The sequence below is a fragment of the Salinifilum aidingensis genome, assembly GCF_054782015.1.
The window spans coordinates 133,202-150,105 of sequence record NZ_BAAGTH010000005.1; the positions used below are offsets into that span (position 1 = coordinate 133,202).

The 16,904-nt window shown below is 70.5% G+C and carries 20 protein-coding genes; 3 read left to right on the top strand and 17 right to left on the bottom strand.

The features are described from left to right. Nucleotides 1-27: 27 nt before the first annotated feature. On the bottom strand, nt 28-1,290 hold the full coding sequence (murA, locus tag ACYVJE_RS09095; RefSeq protein WP_459157031.1) for a UDP-N-acetylglucosamine 1-carboxyvinyltransferase: 1,263 nt from the start codon (nt 1,288-1,290) through the stop codon (nt 28-30). Between the two features lie 123 nt (nt 1,291-1,413). On the opposite strand from murA, the gene ACYVJE_RS09100 reads away from it, so the two are divergent. Next, nucleotides 1,414-1,986, top strand: a complete 573-nt coding sequence (locus ACYVJE_RS09100) for a cob(I)yrinic acid a,c-diamide adenosyltransferase (protein WP_459157032.1) — start codon at nt 1,414-1,416, stop codon at nt 1,984-1,986. A gap of 103 nt (nt 1,987-2,089) precedes the next feature. On the opposite strand, the gene ACYVJE_RS09105 is transcribed toward ACYVJE_RS09100, so the two are convergent. The 13 genes from ACYVJE_RS09105 to ACYVJE_RS09165 all read right to left on the bottom strand — a co-directional run bounded on the left by ACYVJE_RS09105 (nt 2,090) and on the right by ACYVJE_RS09165 (nt 13,086). Then, a complete protein-coding gene (locus ACYVJE_RS09105) occupies nt 2,090-2,557 on the bottom strand; it encodes a GNAT family N-acetyltransferase (protein WP_461144124.1) in 468 nt (155 codons plus the stop codon). A gap of 59 nt (nt 2,558-2,616) precedes the next feature. Then, on the bottom strand, nt 2,617-3,069 hold the full coding sequence (locus ACYVJE_RS09110; protein WP_459157034.1) for a DUF2550 domain-containing protein: 453 nt from the start codon (nt 3,067-3,069) through the stop codon (nt 2,617-2,619). A 12-nt stretch (nt 3,070-3,081) separates the two neighbouring features. Beyond that, complete coding sequence (locus tag ACYVJE_RS09115) at nt 3,082-3,447, bottom strand: F0F1 ATP synthase subunit epsilon (protein WP_459157035.1); 366 nt, start codon at nt 3,445-3,447, stop codon at nt 3,082-3,084. Nucleotides 3,448-3,705: 258 nt separating this feature from the next. After that, on the bottom strand, nt 3,706-5,133 hold the full coding sequence (gene atpD / locus ACYVJE_RS09120) for a F0F1 ATP synthase subunit beta (RefSeq protein WP_459157036.1): 1,428 nt from the start codon (nt 5,131-5,133) through the stop codon (nt 3,706-3,708). A gap of 1 nt (nt 5,134) precedes the next feature. Continuing rightward, a complete protein-coding gene (locus ACYVJE_RS09125; RefSeq protein WP_459157037.1) occupies nt 5,135-6,052 on the bottom strand; it encodes a F0F1 ATP synthase subunit gamma in 918 nt (305 codons plus the stop codon). Nucleotides 6,053-6,063: 11 nt separating this feature from the next. Continuing rightward, nucleotides 6,064-7,710, bottom strand: coding sequence for a F0F1 ATP synthase subunit alpha (gene atpA / locus ACYVJE_RS09130; protein WP_461144125.1), 1,647 nt, complete (start codon nt 7,708-7,710; stop codon nt 6,064-6,066). Nucleotides 7,711-7,783: 73 nt separating this feature from the next. Then, nucleotides 7,784-8,614, bottom strand: a complete 831-nt coding sequence (locus ACYVJE_RS09135; RefSeq protein WP_461144126.1) for a F0F1 ATP synthase subunit delta — start codon at nt 8,612-8,614, stop codon at nt 7,784-7,786. Between the two features lie 22 nt (nt 8,615-8,636). Beyond that, nucleotides 8,637-9,194 carry a F0F1 ATP synthase subunit B gene (locus ACYVJE_RS09140; protein ID WP_459160060.1) on the bottom strand — a complete coding sequence of 186 codons (558 nt, stop codon included), beginning with the start codon at nt 9,192-9,194 and terminating at the stop codon, nt 8,637-8,639. Between the two features lie 46 nt (nt 9,195-9,240). Next, entirely contained in the window at nt 9,241-9,498 is a 258-nt protein-coding gene (locus ACYVJE_RS09145) for an ATP F0F1 synthase subunit C (protein WP_459157040.1), read from the bottom strand. Between the two features lie 58 nt (nt 9,499-9,556). Beyond that, entirely contained in the window at nt 9,557-10,333 is a 777-nt protein-coding gene (atpB, locus tag ACYVJE_RS09150; RefSeq protein ID WP_461144127.1) for a F0F1 ATP synthase subunit A, read from the bottom strand. A gap of 243 nt (nt 10,334-10,576) precedes the next feature. Next, the gene (locus ACYVJE_RS09155; RefSeq protein ID WP_461144128.1) at nt 10,577-11,050 is read right to left on the bottom strand and encodes a hypothetical protein; all 474 of its coding nucleotides are present in this window, start codon (nt 11,048-11,050) and stop codon (nt 10,577-10,579) included. Then, a complete protein-coding gene (locus tag ACYVJE_RS09160) occupies nt 11,050-12,219 on the bottom strand; it encodes a glycosyltransferase family 4 protein (protein WP_461144129.1) in 1,170 nt (389 codons plus the stop codon). Before ACYVJE_RS09160 ends, ACYVJE_RS09155 begins: the two co-directional genes overlap by 1 nt. Before the next feature lie 216 nt (nt 12,220-12,435). Further along, nucleotides 12,436-13,086 (bottom strand): L-threonylcarbamoyladenylate synthase, encoded by a 651-nt coding sequence (locus ACYVJE_RS09165; RefSeq protein WP_461144130.1) that lies wholly within the window; start codon nt 13,084-13,086, stop codon nt 12,436-12,438. Nucleotides 13,087-13,264: 178 nt separating this feature from the next. Between ACYVJE_RS09165 and ACYVJE_RS09170 the strand changes: the two genes are divergently transcribed. Together ACYVJE_RS09170 and ACYVJE_RS09175 are read left to right on the top strand one after the other, a co-directional pair. After that, complete coding sequence (locus ACYVJE_RS09170; RefSeq protein ID WP_461144131.1) at nt 13,265-14,131, top strand: alpha/beta fold hydrolase; 867 nt, start codon at nt 13,265-13,267, stop codon at nt 14,129-14,131. 71 nt (nt 14,132-14,202) lie between these two features. Continuing rightward, nucleotides 14,203-14,610, top strand: a complete 408-nt coding sequence (locus ACYVJE_RS09175; protein WP_461144132.1) for an STM3941 family protein — start codon at nt 14,203-14,205, stop codon at nt 14,608-14,610. Here ACYVJE_RS09175 and prmC read toward each other — a convergent pair. The 3 genes from prmC to rpmE form a co-directional block, all read right to left on the bottom strand. After that, nucleotides 14,582-15,451, bottom strand: coding sequence for a peptide chain release factor N(5)-glutamine methyltransferase (gene prmC / locus ACYVJE_RS09180; RefSeq protein ID WP_461144133.1), 870 nt, complete (start codon nt 15,449-15,451; stop codon nt 14,582-14,584). The genes ACYVJE_RS09175 and prmC overlap by 29 nt on opposite strands. Nucleotides 15,452-15,472: 21 nt before the next feature. Then, nucleotides 15,473-16,546 carry a peptide chain release factor 1 gene (prfA, locus tag ACYVJE_RS09185; protein WP_459157048.1) on the bottom strand — a complete coding sequence of 358 codons (1,074 nt, stop codon included), beginning with the start codon at nt 16,544-16,546 and terminating at the stop codon, nt 15,473-15,475. Between the two features lie 99 nt (nt 16,547-16,645). Continuing rightward, on the bottom strand, nt 16,646-16,876 hold the full coding sequence (gene rpmE, locus ACYVJE_RS09190) for a 50S ribosomal protein L31 (RefSeq protein WP_459157049.1): 231 nt from the start codon (nt 16,874-16,876) through the stop codon (nt 16,646-16,648). Nucleotides 16,877-16,904: the final 28 nt, after the last annotated feature.

The window sequence follows — 16,904 nt, forward strand, 5'->3', positions numbered from 1 at the left end:
ACCACGCCATCGTGTGCGCCTCAGCGGTCAGCCGTCCTCGCCGACGCGTTCGACGGTGGCGCCGAGCTGGCTGAGGTTCTCCACGAAGTCCGGATAGCCGCGGTCGATGTGGAACACGTCCCACACCTCGGTGACGCCGTCGGCGCACAGCCCCGCCAGGACCAGCCCCACACCGGCCCGGATGTCCGTGGCCCACACCGGCGCGCTGGAGAGGCGCTGCTGGCCGCGCACCACCGCGTGGTGCCCGTCGGTGCGCGCGTCGGCCCCCATCCGCACCAGTTCCTCGATGAACCGGAACCGCGACTCGAACAGGTTCTCGGTGATCATCGAAGTCCCGTCGGCCACGGCCGACAGCGCCAGCGCCATCGGCTGCAGGTCCGTCGGGAACCCCGGGAACGGCAGCGTCACGAAGTCCACCGCCTCCGGCCGCCGGTCCATCACCACCCGGAACTCCTCGTCGGAAGTGGTGATCTCCGCACCCGCGATGCGCAGCTTCTCCAGCACGAGGTTGACGTGCTGCGGCTGCACCCCGCGCACCGTGATGTCCCCGCGCGTCGTCGCCGCCGCGAACGCCCAGGTGGCGCCGACGATGCGATCGCCGATGACGCGGTGTTCCACCGCCTCCAGCTTCGGCACCCCGTGCACAGTCAGCGTCGACGTCCCCGAACCCTCGATCTTCGCGCCCATCTGCTGCAGCATCACGCACAGGTCGACGATCTCCGGCTCGCGCGCCGCGTTGTCGATGACGGTCGTGCCCTCGGCCAGCGCCGCGGCCATGAGGATGTTCTCCGTCGCACCGACGCTGGGGAAGTCCAGCCAGATCTGCGCGCCGCTGAGGTCCTCCGCCTCGGCCACGACCGCGCCGTGCTCGATGTGACTGCTCGCACCCAGCTGCCGCAGGCCGTTCTGGTGCATGTCCAGCGGCCGCGAACCGATCGCGTCGCCACCGGGCAGCGTCACCACGGCCCGCCGGCAGCGCGCCACCAGCGGCCCCAGGACGCACACCGACGCCCGCAGCTTGCCCATCGCGGGCGAGATCGCGCGGTGCTCCACCTCGGACGGGGTGGTGATGTGCACCGTCGTGCCGTCGATCTCCACCGAGCACCCCAGGCTGCGCAGCACCTCGGCCATCAGCGGGACGTCGAGGATCTCCGGGCAGTTGGTGATCGTCGTCGTCCCCTCGGCGAGCAGCGCCGCGGCCATCAGCTTGAGCACGCTGTTCTTCGCCCCGACGACGTCGACCTCGCCGACCAACCGCGCGCCGCCGTGCACCCGGAAATGTTCACTCACGGGTACCGAGGTTACGGCCCCGCTCCGCCTCCCGCCGTAGCGGGTGGTGCTGCTCATGGGCGGATCTCGGTGCTCGGCGGCCGTTTTCGGCCCTCCGCGGCCGCGGTCCACTAGGGTGGCGGCATGGCCGTACACCTCACGAAGATCTACACCCGGGCCGGCGATGGCGGGACCACGCGACTGTCCGACAACTCGCAGGTGAGCAAGACCGATCCGCGGCTGGTCGCCTACGCCGACGTGGAGGAGACCAACGCGGCGATCGGCGTGGCGCTGGCGACCGCGGAACTGCCCGCCGAGATCGCCGAGGTCCTGCGCTCGGTGCAGAACGACCTGTTCGACGTGGGCGCCGACCTGGCCACCCCGCTCGAGGAGGCCCCCAAGTTCCCGCCGCTGCGGGTCCCCCAGGACTACGTCGACCGGCTCGAGCAGTGGTGCGACGAGTTCAACGCGCGCCTGGGCAAGCTCGACTCGTTCATCCTGCCCGGCGGCACACCCGGCGGAGCGCTGCTGCACCAGGCGCGCGTCATCGCCCGGCGGGCCGAGCGCGGCGCGTGGGGCCAGGTCGCCGAGGACGCCGAGCGCACCTCGCAGCTGCCCGCGAAGTACCTCAACCGCCTGTCCGACCTGCTGTTCATCCTGGCGCGGCTGGCCAATCCGGACGGTGACGTGCTGTGGCGACCCGGCGGCAACGCCTGACGCGCGGGCACGGAGCACCCGCCCCGCCGCAGCAACCGCCCCGCCGAGGCCGATGAACCCCACGGGAAATGTCCACCGGCAGGCCGGGGTGCTCGTCCGCCGCTCAGATCTCCTTGCCGAAGAAACGGCTCTCCGCATCGGCGGCATACGCGCCGAACGGGGCGATCGGTGCGTACCCGGCGGAGTCGTACAAGGCCAGGGCCTCCGGCTGGTGCACGCCCGTTTCCAGCACGGCGCGCTTGCAGCCGGCCAGGCCGGCCGAGCTCTCGACCTCACCCAGCACGGTGCGGGCCAACCCCCGACCGCGCGCCCACGGCGCGGTGTACATCCGCTTGATCTCCGCGTCCCGTCCACTGCCGCCGGGCAGATCGGTGCGCAGCCGCCACCCGCCGGACACCGCCGCCGCACCGTCCACGTAGCCGAGGAAGAACGCGCCGCGCGGCGGCGCGAACTCGGCGGGATCCACCGCGGACACGTCCTGCTCGCCGTAGCGCTGCAGGTACTCCGCCTGCACCGCGGCGATCAGCCGAGAGGCGTCGGGGTGGTCGTAGGGGACACGGAGAACGCGCACGCGTCCCAGGCTAGAGCAGGTGAGCGCCCCGGCGAGATCCGGCTACCGGGACCGCCCCGTCACTTCGCGCTCCACGGGACCGAGCGCCCCGACGGGGGCGCCGACTCCATCCACGACAGGAACCCGGTGAGCGCGCCGCCGTCCATCGCGAGCTCGAGCTCCGAGGAGTGCCCCGCCAGGTCCAGCACCGTGGACCCCGCGGGCACCGCGTAGCTCTCCGCCGTCGTGGGATCGCGGCGCTCGTCGATCGCCAGGTTCTTGCGGTTCAGCACGAGATCGGGCCCGGAGCGCAGGCTCAACGCGCGGTACCAGGCGAACTCCTCGCCGCGGTAGTGGGCCACTCCGAGGTGCCACCCGCGGCCGCGCTGGTCCTTGCGCAGCCGCAGCGCGACGTCCACACCCCCGACGCGCAACGTGCGCAGGCGACGCCACGCGAGCATCGCGACGAGCACCGCGGCGAGGACGAGCACCAGCCCGACCACTGCCGCGCCCCAGGCAACCACCGATCCCATGCGGTGGCCCCGCTATGCCGAGTGTCCAGCCGCCCGCAGTCGCACCAGCGCCCGTGCTCGGGCCTCCTCGTCGCCGCGCTGCACGTCCTCGCGGGCCTGCGCGACGTCGATCTCGTCGGAGAGCTCCGCGGACTCGGCGAGCACGCTCACGCCCTCGGACGTCACCGACAGGAAACCGCCGTGCACGGCGGCGGTGACCGTGTGGTTCCCCGGCGTGGTGATCTTGACGACCCCGCCTTCGACCAACTGGCCGAGCACCGGCTCGTGACCCGGCAGGATTCCGATTTCTCCCTCGGTCGTCTGCGCGACGACCTGGGACGCTTCCCCGGCCCAGAGGCGTCGCTCCACAGCGACCAATTGGACGGACATGTTGGCCACGTGCGTCTCCTTCGTCGGGTGTGTGCCCGCAGTCTAGCCACCCCGGCACCGGTGGCCGCGGGGTGGCCTGCGGACGGCAGGTGGCGCGCAGGCGGTGGACGACCACCCGACCACCTGGGAGTCGATACAGGACGGGAACCCGCCGTCCGCCCTGGACGGAAGGTTCCCGGATGGAGCCGTTGCCCGACGTCGCCGCCCGGGCGTTCCGCTCGACTCCGGTGGCCGCGCCGCGCGGCCACCGGAGTCACAGCCCGAGGATCACTGGCCGGTGATCTTCTCGTAGGCCTTCTCGAGGTCCTCCAGACCGCCGATGCCCATGAACGCCTGCTCCGGGTAGTGGTCGAAGTCGCCGCGGGCGATCTTGTCGAACGCCTCGATGGTCTCCGACCGCGGAACGGTCGAACCGGGCATGCCGGTGAACTGCTCGGCCACGAGCATGTTCTGCGAGAGGAACCGCTCGATGCGCCGCGCGCGGTTGACGGTGAGCTTGTCCTCCTCGGACAGCTCGTCCATGCCGAGGATCGCGATGATGTCCTGCAGTTCCTTGTACTTCTGCAGGATCCGGATGACCTCCTGCGCGACGCGGTAGTGCTCGTCGCCGACGATGTTCGGCTCGAGGATCGTCGAGGACGAGGTCAGCGGGTCCACCGCCGGGAAGATGCCCTTCTGGAACACGTTCCGGGACAGCTCCGTGGTCGCGTCCAGGTGGGCGAAGGTGGTCGCCGGGGCCGGGTCGGTGTAGTCGTCGGCCGGCACGTAGATCGCCTGCATCGACGTGATCGACCGGCCGCGCGTGGAGGTGATCCGCTCCTGCAGCTCGCCCATCTCGTCGGCCAGCGTCGGCTGGTAACCCACCGCCGAGGGCATGCGGCCGAGCAGCGTGGAGACCTCCTGGCCGGCCTGGGTGAACCGGAAGATGTTGTCGATGAACAGCAGCACGTCCTGCTGCTGCACGTCGCGGAAGTACTCCGCCATGGTCAGCGCGGACAGCGCCACGCGCATGCGGGTGCCCGGCGGCTCGTCCATCTGGCCGAACACGAGGGCGGTGTCGTTGATGACGCCGTCCTCGGTCATCTCCAGGAACAGGTCCGTGCCCTCGCGGGTGCGCTCGCCGACGCCGGCGAACACGGAGGTACCACCGAAGTTCTTGGCGACGCGGGTGATCATCTCCTTGATGAGCACCGTCTTGCCCACACCGGCACCGCCGAACAGGCCGATCTTGCCGCCCTGGACGTACGGGGTGAGCAGGTCGATGACCTTCAGGCCCGTCTCCAGGATCTGCGTCTTGCCCTCGAGCTGGTCGAACGCCGGCGCCTTGCGGTGGATCTCCCACAGTTCGTTCTCGGACGCGTGACCGGGGGTGTCCAGGCACTGGCCGAGGGTGTTGAACACGTGGCCCTTGACCTCGTCGCCCACCGGCACGGAGATGCCCGCACCGGTGTCGGTGACCTCCACGCCGCGGACCAGGCCCTGGGTGGGCGCCATGGAGATGGCGCGCACGACGCTGTCACCCAGGTGCTGCGCGACCTCGAGGGTCAGCGTCTTGGCCATGCCCTCCGCGGTGATGTCGACCTTGAGGGCGTTGAACAGATCGGGCACCGCGTCCCGCGGGAACTCGATGTCCACGACCGGGCCGAGCACCCGGACGACACGGCCGGTGCCTGTTGCCGTGGTAGTAGCAGTCATGTCACTCACTTCCTGCGGACGAGAGCGCCTCGACACCGCCGACGATCTCGCTGATTTCCTGGGTGATCTGCGCCTGGCGAGCCTGGTTGGCCTCTCGGCTGAGGGTGCGGACCATCTCGTCCGCGTTGTCCGTCGCCGACTTCATCGCCGTGCGGCGGGCGGCGTGTTCGGACGCCGCCGCGTCCAGCAGTCCAGCGAACAGGCGTGTTTTGACGTATTTCGGCAGCAACGCCGCCAGCAGCGCGGTCGGATCCGGCTCGAACTCGTAGGTCGAGCGCGGCACCGACTCGGTGTACTCCACCTCGAGCGGTGCGACCCGGGTGACCTTCGGCCGCTGCGTCAGCATCGACTGGAACTCGGTGTTGACCAGGTGGAGCTCGTCCACGCCCAGCCGGCTCCTCGGGTCGTCCTCGTCGACGCGGTTGCCGGAGCCGGCCATGAAGGCCCGCACCAGGAAGTCGCCCACCTCGGAGGCGTTGGCGTACTCGGGGCGGTCGGTGAAACCGCCCCAGGACTGCTCGACCTCCCGGTTCCGGAACCGGTAGTACGCCTCGCCCTTGCGGCCGATGACGTACAGGACCGGAGTCTTGCCCTGATCGCGGAGCAGGGCGAGCAGCTCCTCCGTGGCCCGGAACACGTTGGCGTTGTAACCACCGCAGAAACCGCGATCGCTGGTGACGACCAGGACACCGACCCGCTCCGGGTTCGTCCGCTCGGTCAGCAGCGGGTGGTCCAACGCGCTCACGTCGGCCAACGAGGTCAGGACCTTCGTGATCTCCTCGGCGTAGGGGCGGGACGCCTCCACTCGCGCCTGCGCCTTCGTGATCCGCGAGGTCGCGATCAGCTCCTGCGCCTTGGTGATCTTCCGCGTCGACTGGACCGAGCGGATGCGGTTGCGAATCTCCCGAAGTTGTGCCATGGCCTACCCGGTCACTTCTTCGAGGTGGAACGGTTGACCTTCACGGTCTCCTGCTCCACGTCGTCGGCGTTCATCGCTCCGATCTCCTCGTCCTGCGGCGCCACCGAGGATCCGTCCGAGGCGGTGAACTGCTTCTTGAACTTCGCCACCTCGTCGTCCAGCGCCTTGGCGGTGTCGTCCGAGAACTGGCCGGTCTCCACGATGCTGTCCAGCACCGAACCGTGCGTGCGGCGGAAGTGCTCGCGGAACTCGGACTCGAACCGCTGCACGTCCTCGAGCGGGACCGAGTCGAGATGACCGGCCGTGCCGAGGTGCAGCGCGACCACTTCCTCCTGCACCGGCAGCGGGTTGCCCTCGTCCTGCTTGAGCAGCTCCATCAGACGGGCACCGCGGTCCAGCTGCGCCCGGGAGGCGGCGTCCAGGTCCGAGGCGAACGCGGCGAAGGCCTCCAGCTCCCGGTACTGCGCCAGGTCGACGCGCAGGTTACCGGTCACCTTCTTCATCGCCTTGATCTGCGCGTCGCCGCCGACGCGGGACACCGACGTACCGACGTCCATGGCCGGCCGCTGACCGGCGTTGAACTGGTCGGACTGCAGGAAGCACTGCCCGTCGGTGATGGAGATGACGTTGGTGGGGATGTAGGCCGAGATGTCGTTGGCCTTCGTCTCGATGATCGGCAGACCGGTCATCGAGCCCGCACCCATGTCGTCGGAGAGCTTCGCGCAGCGCTCGAGCAGCCGGGAGTGCAGGTAGAACACGTCGCCCGGGAAGGCCTCGCGGCCCGGGGGGCGCCGCAGCAGCAGCGAGATCGCGCGGTAGGCCTCGGCCTGCTTGGTGAGGTCGTCGAACACGATCAGCACGTGCTTGCCCTGGTACATCCAGTGCTGGCCGAGGGCGGACCCGGCGTAGGGCGCCAGCCACTTCAGACCCGGCGAGTCCGAGGCGGGAGCGGCGACGATGGTGGTGTAGTCCATCGCACCGGCGGCCTCCAGGCGCTCCCGGACACCGGCGATCGTGGTGCCCTTCTGCCCGATCGCGACGTAGATGCAGCGGACCTGCTTGCTCGGGTCGCCGCTTTCCCAGTTGCTCTTCTGGTTGAGGATCGTGTCGACCGCGATCGAGGTCTTGCCGGTCTTGCGGTCGCCGATGATCAGCTGCCGCTGTCCCCGGCCGATCGGCGTCTGGGAGTCGATCGTCTTGATCCCGGTCTGCATCGGCTCCTCGACCGGCTGCCGCTGCAAGACCGACGCCGCCTGGAGCTCCAGCTCCCGGTCGGTCTCCGCGCTGATCTCGCCGAGGCCGTCGACCGGCTCGCCCAGCGAGTTCACCACGCGGCCGAGGAAGTTGTCCCCGACCGGGACCGAGGAGACCCGGCCGGTGCGGCGGACCTCCTGGCCCTCCTCGATCTTCTCGGAGTCGCCCAGGATGACCACACCGATGGAGTTGGCCTCCAGGTTCATCGCGACACCCAGGATGCCGCCCGGGAACTCCAGCAACTCCTCGGTCATGACCGAAGGCAGGCCCTCGACATGGGCGATGCCGTCACCGGTGTCGGTGACGACCCCGACCTCCTCGCGACTGACCTCCGGGGAGTAGCTGGAGACGTACTTCTCGATAGCACTGCGGACCTCGTCCGACGAGATCGTCAGCTCCGCCATGTCTCGTTCCTGCTCTCGGGTCGTTCTGGGAAAGGAGTTCTCGTCCGGCGCGTTGCGGCCATGATGCCTCGCCTCATTCGGTGAGGTCGCGCCGAAGGGACTGGAGACGTCCCGCGATGCTGCCGTCGATGACCTCGTCACCGACCCGGATCACCAGGCCGCCGCCCACCTCCGGATCGACCTCCAGGTGGAGGGCGATCGGGCGACCGTAGATCCGCTGCAGTGTGCGGGAGAGCCGCTGCTGCTGCTGCTCGTCCAGCGGTGTCGCCGAACGGATCCGGGCCACGGACCGTTCGCGCCGCTTGGCCGACAACTCGGCGAGTTCGACCAAGCCCTCGCTGACCCGCCGCCCGTGGGACTGCGCCACCAGCTGGCGGACCAAGCTCTGCGTGATCGGTTCGACCTTGCCGTCGACGAGCTGGTCGACGACGGCGTACTTGCCGTCGACCACCGCGGTCGGATCCGACAGCAGCCGGTCCAGCTCCACGTTCGCCCCGGCGATGCGGCCGAGGCGGAACAGCTCGTCTTCCACGGCGTCCAGCCGACCTGCCCGCTCGGCCTGCACCAGCAGCGCGGTGCGGGCCATCCGCTCCAGTCCGGCGACCAGGTCGCGCGGCCCGGACCACCGGGCACGCGCGGCCTCCACCACGACCGGCAGCGCGCGGGCGCTGATCCGCTGACCGAGCAGCCCGCGAGCCAGTTGCTCCCGATCACCGGGGTCGGTGGCCGCGTCGGCGAGCGCCCGGCGCAGCGTGGACTCACGGCCCAGCAGGTCGGCCACGCCGAACAGCTCGTCGGCGAGCTCGGTGATCTCCGCCGGCTGCGCACCGTCAGTTGCCTGCAGCAGCTGCAACTCGGTGGCCGCCAGCGCATCCCTGCTCGCAGCGTGCACGAGGGTGCTCAACTGTCAAGCGCCTTTCACTCGGTTAGCCCCGGGAGGCCCCGGAACTGGTCGACTCGGACCCCTCCGAGGCGGAGGTCGATTCCAGCTCGTCGAGGAACCGGTCGACGGTGCCTCGGCGGCGGGCCTCGTCTTCCAGCGACTCCCCGACCACGCGGCTCGCCAGCTCCACCGCGTGCCGGCCCAGCTCCCCGCGCAGCTCCGCGACGATCTGGGACCGCTGAGCGGCCAGCTGGGCGTGCCCCTGGTTGACGATCCGGTCGGACTCCGCCTGGGCCTGGGAGCGCATCTCCTCCAGGATCTGCTGCCCCTCGGCGCGCGCGTCGTCCCGGATGCGGGCCGCCTCGGAACGGGCCTCGGCCAGCTGCGCCTTGTACTGCTCCAGCGTGCGCTGGGCCTCGGCCTGGGCCTGCTCGGCCTTGGCGATGCCGCCTTCGATCCGCTCCGTGCGCTCCGCGAAGATCTTCTCGAAGCGCGGCACCGCGTACTTCCAGAGTACGAACAGCAGCAGCAGGAAGGCGACCAGGCCGACTACTAGTTCGGCAGGCGCCGGGATGATCGGGTTCTCCGCCGCCAGCACCATCTGCGTCTTCACCACACCGTCTCCCAACGTGGGTTAGGTCGACAACTCAGGCAGCGGACGCGATGAAGTAGATGACCAGGCCGATCAGCGCCAGCACCTCGACCAGCACGAAGGAGATCCAGGCGATGCCCTGCAGCTGGCCCTGGGCCTCCGGCTGGCGCGCCGTACCGTTGATCACCGCGGACCAGATCAGCCCGACACCGACGCCGGGACCGATCGCGCCCAGGCCGTAGCCGATCGCGGCCAGGCCGGGGTTGATGGCGCCTGCAGCGTCTGCGGCCTGCGCAAGAACGATGTTGCTCACTTTCACTACCTTTCACTCGGTCCGCTCTTACCGTGCGGATCGGAGATCGTGGAATTCCTCAGTGCTCTTGTGCGAGGGCTGCGCCGATGAAGTTCGCGGTCAGCAGGGCGAAGATGTACGCCTGCAGGACCTGGATCAGGGCTTCCACGAACGTCATGGCGATCGCGAAGGCTGCGGAGAAAATCCCGACGGGCGCGTACAGCGCACCCGCCTCCAGCAGGAGGTATTCGGCCCCCAGCATGAACACCAGCAGGATCAGGTGTCCGGCGAACATCGCCGCGAAGACCCGGATCGCGAGCGCAACCGGCTGGAAGAGGAACTTCTGCAGGAACTCGATCGGGGACAGCAGGAGGTAGATCGGCTTGGGCACGCCGGGCGGGAACATCACGTGCTTGAAGTACCCGAGGAAGCCGTGCCGCGCGAATCCCACTCCGTGGAACACCAGGTAGACCACGAGCGCCAGCGCCAGGGGGAACCCGATGCGCGACATCGTGGGGAACTGGACGAGGGGGATGATGCCGAAGAGGTTGTTCACCAGGATGAAGGTGAACAGCGCGAAGATCAGCGGCACGAACGGCCGGAAGTCCTTGGCCCCGATCTGCTCCCGGGCGATCTTGTTCCGGCTGAACTCGTAAAGGAACTCAGCAACGAACTGACCCCGCCCGGGAACCAGCTTGAGGTTGCGAGTGGCGATCACGAAGTAGGCGCCAATGATCACCGCCGAGAGAACGACCAGCGCGATCGGCTTGGTGACACCGCCGAAGATCGGCGGGAGTACGAAACTATCGGCGCCCGGCGGTTGAAATCCGCCCTGAGCCAACGTCAGCGCGCCCAACTGGGCTCCTTCCGGTTCTCCCGGTCGAGAACACTCACCCGGGGGAATCGTCACGTTTTGCACTTAACGTACCTGACACCTGACCAGGTACGTGCCAGACCCCCTCTCCTCGTCCGCACCCGGGAGTTCGCACCTTCGCGAACCCCCCGCCGCACGCAGGAGAGCACGGTCGGGCAGAACCATACCAACGGGTAACGCAGACCGACGAACCCTGGTCGACAGTGACCTCAGAGTGTCGGGCGTTTACTCCGACGGGACGATAGTAGGAATCGGCGTTTTGCGGAATGCAACAATCTCGGCCCCGGCCCAGACCAGGATGGTGGCCAGCATGGTGAATGCCAGCGCCTCCCGCTGCACGAACCCGACTGCGCCGAGCAGCGTCATGACCACCAGCAGCACCAGCATCTTGCCGATGTAGCCGCCCAGGCACAGGGCCATGACGAACGCCGGGTTCATGCCCGCGCTGAATCGCATCAGCCAGAGGGTCAGCAGCGAGGACCCGAAGGCCACGACACCGCCGAGCAGCGCCGAGACCGAACCGGTCCAGCCGACCAGGGCGAACGAGGCGAGCGCGCCGAGGACGACCGTCGCGAGAGCGGGCAGCCAGGCGGTGCGCAGCATGGCCGAGGCCAGGCGCAGCACCGAATCCGCGTGCGGATTCCGCTGCGGAGCGGTCGCGTCCGGCTCCCCGGACGAACCAGAAATTGTTTCGCTCATCACACCTCACGATCACGACGGGCGCGTATCCGCGGAATCGCGGAAATGATAGCCGCCGCCACCACGCCCAGGACGAACACCCATGCCACCGCCACCGCGTTGAACAGGGTCAACGACACCGCGGCGAAGGCGATCAGCGCCGCCCACAGGTAGATGAGCAGAACCGCGCGCCGCGTGGAGTGCCCGAGCTCCAACAACCGGTGGTGCAGGTGCATCTTGTCCGCGTGGAACGGGCTCTTCCCCGCCCGCGTGCGCCGCACCACGGCCAGGCTCAGGTCCAGCAGCGGGATGAACAGCACCGCCGCCACCACGAGCAGCGGCGCCAGCAGGGCGATGCTGTCGGTCGGGCTCGGCCCGGTGTAGTCCATCTTCCCGGAGGCCGTGGTGCTCGCCGTGGCCAGCATCAGACCGATGAGCATCGACCCGGAGTCGCCCATGAAGATCTTCGCCGGCTGGAAGTTGTGCGGCAGGAAGCCCAGGCAGGCCCCGGCGATGGTCGCGGCGATGAGCGCGGGCGGGTACGCCGTGACGTCCCCGTCGTGCCGGTCCAGCAGGCTCAGGCAGAACACGCACGTGGCGCTCGCGGCGATGAGGCCGATCCCCGAGGCCAGGCCGTCGAGCCCGTCCACGAAGTTCATCGCGTTGATCATGGCGACGACCAGCAGCACGCTCAGCAGCTGCCCCTGGTTGCTGCCCAGGACCATCAGCTGCCCGGGGGAACCGCCGTCCTCCCCGCCCCACGGGACCCAGATGCTGAACCACTGCACCCCCAGCAGCACCAGGATCCCCGCCGAGGTGACCTGCCCGGCCAGCTTCGTCAGCGAGTCCAGCTCGAACCGGTCGTCGAGGACGCCGACGAGGACGATCAGCCCGCCCGCGAGCACCACCGCCAGCGCGTCCTTGGAGTAGTCGAAACCGCGCGAGAGCGCGGGCAGGTTGTTGGCCAGGAACATCGCCGCGAGCACGCCGCCGTACATGGCGAGGCCGCCCATCCGGGGGATCGGGGTGACGTGCACGTCCCGCTTGCGCGGGTGCGCGACCGCCCCCACGCGCATCGCCACGAGGCGGACCAGCCCGGTCAGCAGGAAGGTCACCGCCGCAGCCGTCAACAGCACCAGCAGGTACTCCCGGGCCGGGAGCCCGGCCGAGGCCCAGGGGTTGTTGTTCATCCCGACGGGTCACCTCCGGGGCGAGCCGGCCCGCGGAAGGCCGCCGATCCGCCAGGTGCACGGCGTGACCAAACTCGACGCTCCTCGTCGCTGCCGCAGTTGCTTGACCCCGCCACGCTATCGCCGCGCGCGGCTCACCCCGGCACCGGACCTGACCGGGCGCTCCGGGCGCGGGTGCGCTCCCGCGCCCGCCGGGAGAGCACCCGCCGGGGCGCGTCAGTCGGAGGGGTCGACCTCTTCGTCCAGCACCTCGGACAGCTCGGCGCGGCTGATCGCGCCCTCGCGCAGCACGCGCGGCCGGTCGTGCGTGAGGTCGACGATCGTGGAGGGCACGGTCTCACCGCTGTCCCCGCCGTCGAGGTAGACGTCCACGGAGTCGTCGAGCTGGCGCTGCGCTTCGGCGGCCGTGCCGGCGGGTGGCTGACCGCTGCGGTTGGCGCTCGAGACCGCCATCGGGCCGACCTCGCGGAGCAGGTCCAGCGCCACCGGGTGCAGCGGCATGCGCAGGTTCACCGTCCCGCGGGTGTCGCCCAGGTCCCAGGGCAGCGAGGGCGCCTGGTGCACCACGAGGGACAGCCCACCGGGCCAGAACGCCTCGATGAGCGTGCGCGCGCGGCGCGGCGTCGACAGCACCAGTCCGTCGACCGTGGACCAGGACCCGACCAGCACCGGGACGGGCATGTCCCGGCCGCGCCCCTTGGCCTCGAGCAGCGCGCCCACCGCGTTCGAGTCGAACGCGTCGGCGCCGATGCCGTAAACCGTGTCGGTGGGCAGGACGACGAGCCCACCGGCTCGAATCGCATTCGCGGCCGCAGCCAGTCCCGCCTCGCGGCTGTCCGGCCGACCGCAGTCGTACACGGTGCTCACACGAGTAGATCCTGACATGCCGCCTCCCGGCGCGTTCGAGTGGTACGGCGCCGCGCGATCCGGGAAGATCACCCGGCACCGCGGCGGCACTCCGGCCCGCCGCCCGGCACCGGAGAGGCCCGGCACCGGAGAGAGGTCCGGCCTCGACCGGAGACGCGAGAACGAGGAGAGTTCGGCCATGACCAGTCCCCCCGCCGGTGTGGAGGTCGCGCACGCGGAGTTCCTGGCAGGCGTGGTCCGCTACTACCGGTGCGGCGACACCGGCTCGCCGGTGGTCCTGCTGCACGGCGGCGGACCGGACAACGCCCTGATCAGCTGGCGGCACGCGCTGCCCGCGCTGGGCGGAGCGCACCGGGTGCACGCGCCGGACCTGCCCGGGCAGGGAGGCAGCCTGCCCTGGTACGGGCGGACGAACCAGCGCACGTTCGAGGAGACGCTGCGCTGGTTGCTCGACGAGTGGGAACTGGACTCGGTCGCTCTCGTCGGGCTCTCCGTCGGTGCGGCCGCCGCCGCGGGCTTCGCCGCGCGCAACCCGAGCCGGGTGCGGCGCTTGGCGCTGGTGGACCCGCTGGGCATCCAGGTGCGGCGCCGGCGACAGCGCACGCTCTACGCGGCCGCGCACCTGCCCCTGGTCAGCAGGCTGGCGGCGTGGGGTCTGCGCGCGCCCCGACCGGTGGCCCGCCCCCTGTTCCGGCGGACGCTGCTCGCCCCGGGGGCGGTGCCGGACGACGAGCGCTCGCTGCTCGGCGAGGTCCGGGCCGAGTGCCGCAACCGGGGAGGGGTGGTCGGGCACTGGCACCGCGAGGCGGTCGGGTTCCGCGGGCTGCGCACGAACCTGCTGCCGCTGCTGCGGGGGGTGTCGTGCCCGATGGTGCTCGTGCACGGCGAGCACGACCGGTTCGTCCCCGTCGCCGCCGCCCGGGAGTGCGCCGCGGAGCTGGATTGCCCCCTGCACGTGATCGAGGGCGCGGGGCACTGGCCGAACCGGGAGCGGCCGGAGGAGTTCAACCGGATTCTGGGTGAATTCCTGATGAACGATCACTAACCAATTCTGGAACTCCGTTCGCGCGGGCGGCGGCGCGGAATCACCCGAGCACTGCGCACCACTCGCGCGAAATGCGCTCGCGACCGCGCGAACTGAGCTCGGAGGGAACCGCATCCGCCGGGACGATCCCGTGGGAGAACATCGCCGCCGTGGACGTCCACAGCTTCGGCATGCAGCGCATGCTCGTGATCGCCGTGCGCGACACGCGGGAGGTCGTCGACCGCGCTTCCGGCCTGCACCGGCTCGTGCTCACCGCCAATGCGCGGATGACGGTCACGCCCGTCAACATCCCGGCCATGATGCTGCCGATGCGGGCTCGTGACGTGGAATCCGAGATCACCACCCACCTCACCGCGCCCTGGGAGGAGCAGATCCGCCGGCAGGACGACCACCGCGGCGCGCGACCAACGGCTCGCCGGCGCTCGGGCCCCGCCCACCGCGGGAACTGCTCTACTGCGCAGCCGGCCACCGGGCCGTGACGAACCTGGGGCGCCCTGCCAGGTCCTCCCGGGCGGAGACCTCGGTGAACCCCGCGGCGCGGAACAGCTCCGGCACCGCGTCGCCGTGCGTGTCGTCGTGCTCCACCGCCACCCCGCCACCGGGTCGCAGCAACCGCGCCGCGCACGCCGCGACGTGCCGGATCACCTGCAGCCCGTCCGCCCCGGCGAACACCGCCGCGGCCGGATCGTGCTCGGCCACCTCCGCGGGCACCTCGGTCCCCTCCGGCACGTAGGGCGGGTTGCACAGCACGAGATCCACAGCACCGTCCAGGTGCGCCAGCACGGCGGGATCGCCCACGTCGCCCCCGTGCACCGCGACGGGCGGGTCCCCCGCTGCGGCGCGCTCGGCCGCGTTGCGCCGCGCCCACTCCAGCGCCCGCGGCGCGTTGTCCACCGCGTGCACCTGCGCGTCGGCGCGTTCGTGCGCGAACCCCAGGGCGAGTGCGCCCGAGCCGGTGCACAGGTCCACCACCACGGGCGCGCGCACCCCTTCGACCAGCGCCAACCCCCGGGTCAGCAGCAGCTCGGTCTCCGGGCGCGGCACGAACACCCCGGGTCCCACGCGCAGTTCGACGCGCCCGAGCACGGCCGAACCGGTGACGTGCTGCAGGGGGACGCGCCGGGCCCGTTGCCGCGCCAGTTCGCGCAGGCGCTCGGCGGTGCTCCCGTCGAGTTCGCGCACGAGCAGCAGCCGCCCGCGCTCCACACCGAGCGCGTGCGCGGCCAGCAGCTCCGCATCGACGCGGGGCGTGGGCACTCCCGCCTCGGCGAGCACGTCGGTGACCTCGGCGAGGACCGTGCGCAACGACTGTGGGGACACGCGACCTCCCGCTGCGGCCGCTCAGGCCTCCGTGGTCAACCGGGCCTGCCGGTCGGCGCTCACGAGCGCCTCGATGACCGGCGCCAGCTCCCCGTCGAGCACGTGGTCGAGGTTGTAGGCCTTGTAGTTGATGCGGTGGTCGGAGATGCGGTTCTCCGGGAAGTTGTAGGTGCGGATGCGCTCCGAGCGGTCCACGGTGCGCACCTGGTTGCGGCGCGCCTCGGCCGCCTCGCGCTCCTGCTCCTCCTCGGCCATGGCCTGCAGCCGGGCCCGCAGGACGTGCATCGCGCGCAGCCTGTTCTGCAGCTGGGACTTCTCGTTCTGGCAGGCCACGACGACACCGGTCGGCAGGTGGGTGATGCGCACCGCGGAATCCGTGGTGTTCACGCTCTGCCCACCCGGTCCCGAAGAGCGGTGCACGTCGATGCGCAGGTCCTTCTCGTCGACCTCCACCTCGACTTCCTCGGGCTCGGGGAAGACGAGCACGCCGGCCGCGGAGGTGTGCACGCGGCCCTGCGACTCGGTGACGGGCACCCGCTGCACGCGGTGCACCCCGCCCTCGAACTTCATGCGGGACCACACGCCGTCCGGGCCGGGATCGGAGGAGCCGTCCTTGACCGCCACGGTGACGTCCTTGTACCCGCCGAGCTCGGATTCGGTGGCGCCGAGCACCTCGGCGTGCCAGCCCTGCCGCTCGGCGAACCGCAGGTACATGCGCAACAGGTCCCCGGCGAACAGCGCGGCCTCCTCACCGCCCGCGCCCGCCTTGATCTCCACGAGCACGTCGGAGGTGTCGTAGGGGTCGCGCGGCAGCAGCAGCTCGGTGAGCTGCTCGTCCAGCTCGCCGACGCGCTGCTCCAGCCGGGTGGCCTCCGCGGCGAAGCCGCTGTCCTCCCCGGCCAGCTCCTTGGCCGTCGCCCAGTCGGACCGCGCCCGGTCCAGTGCCCGTGCGGTGTTCACGACCGGTTTCAGCTGGTTGTAGCGCCGGCCGAGCTTGCGGGCCGCGGCGTGGTCGGCGTGCACGTCCGGGTCGGCCAGCCGCTGCTCCAGCTCGGCGTACTCGGCCAGCAGTTCATCGACCTTCGACGTTTCCACCGGCGATGACCTTCTTCCCGAACGATGCGGACCCGACCCGAACGCAGCAACGGCGCCCGCTCACCGCGGGTGCGGCAGGAGCGGGCGCCGTGCGAACGCCTACTTCTTGGTCCGGGCGTTCTGCGGACGACGTCCGTAACGGGCCTCGAACCGGGCGACGCGGCCGCCGGTGTCGAGGATCTTCTGCTTGCCCGTGTAGAAGGGGTGGCAGTTGGCGCAGATCTCGACGTGGATCTTGCCGCTGGTGCGCGTGCTGCGGGTGGTGAAAGCGTTGCCGCAGTTGCAGGTCACCTCGGTGACCACGTACTCCGGGTGGATTCCGCTCTTCAAAGCCTTGTCCTTCCTTGACGACGCCGGG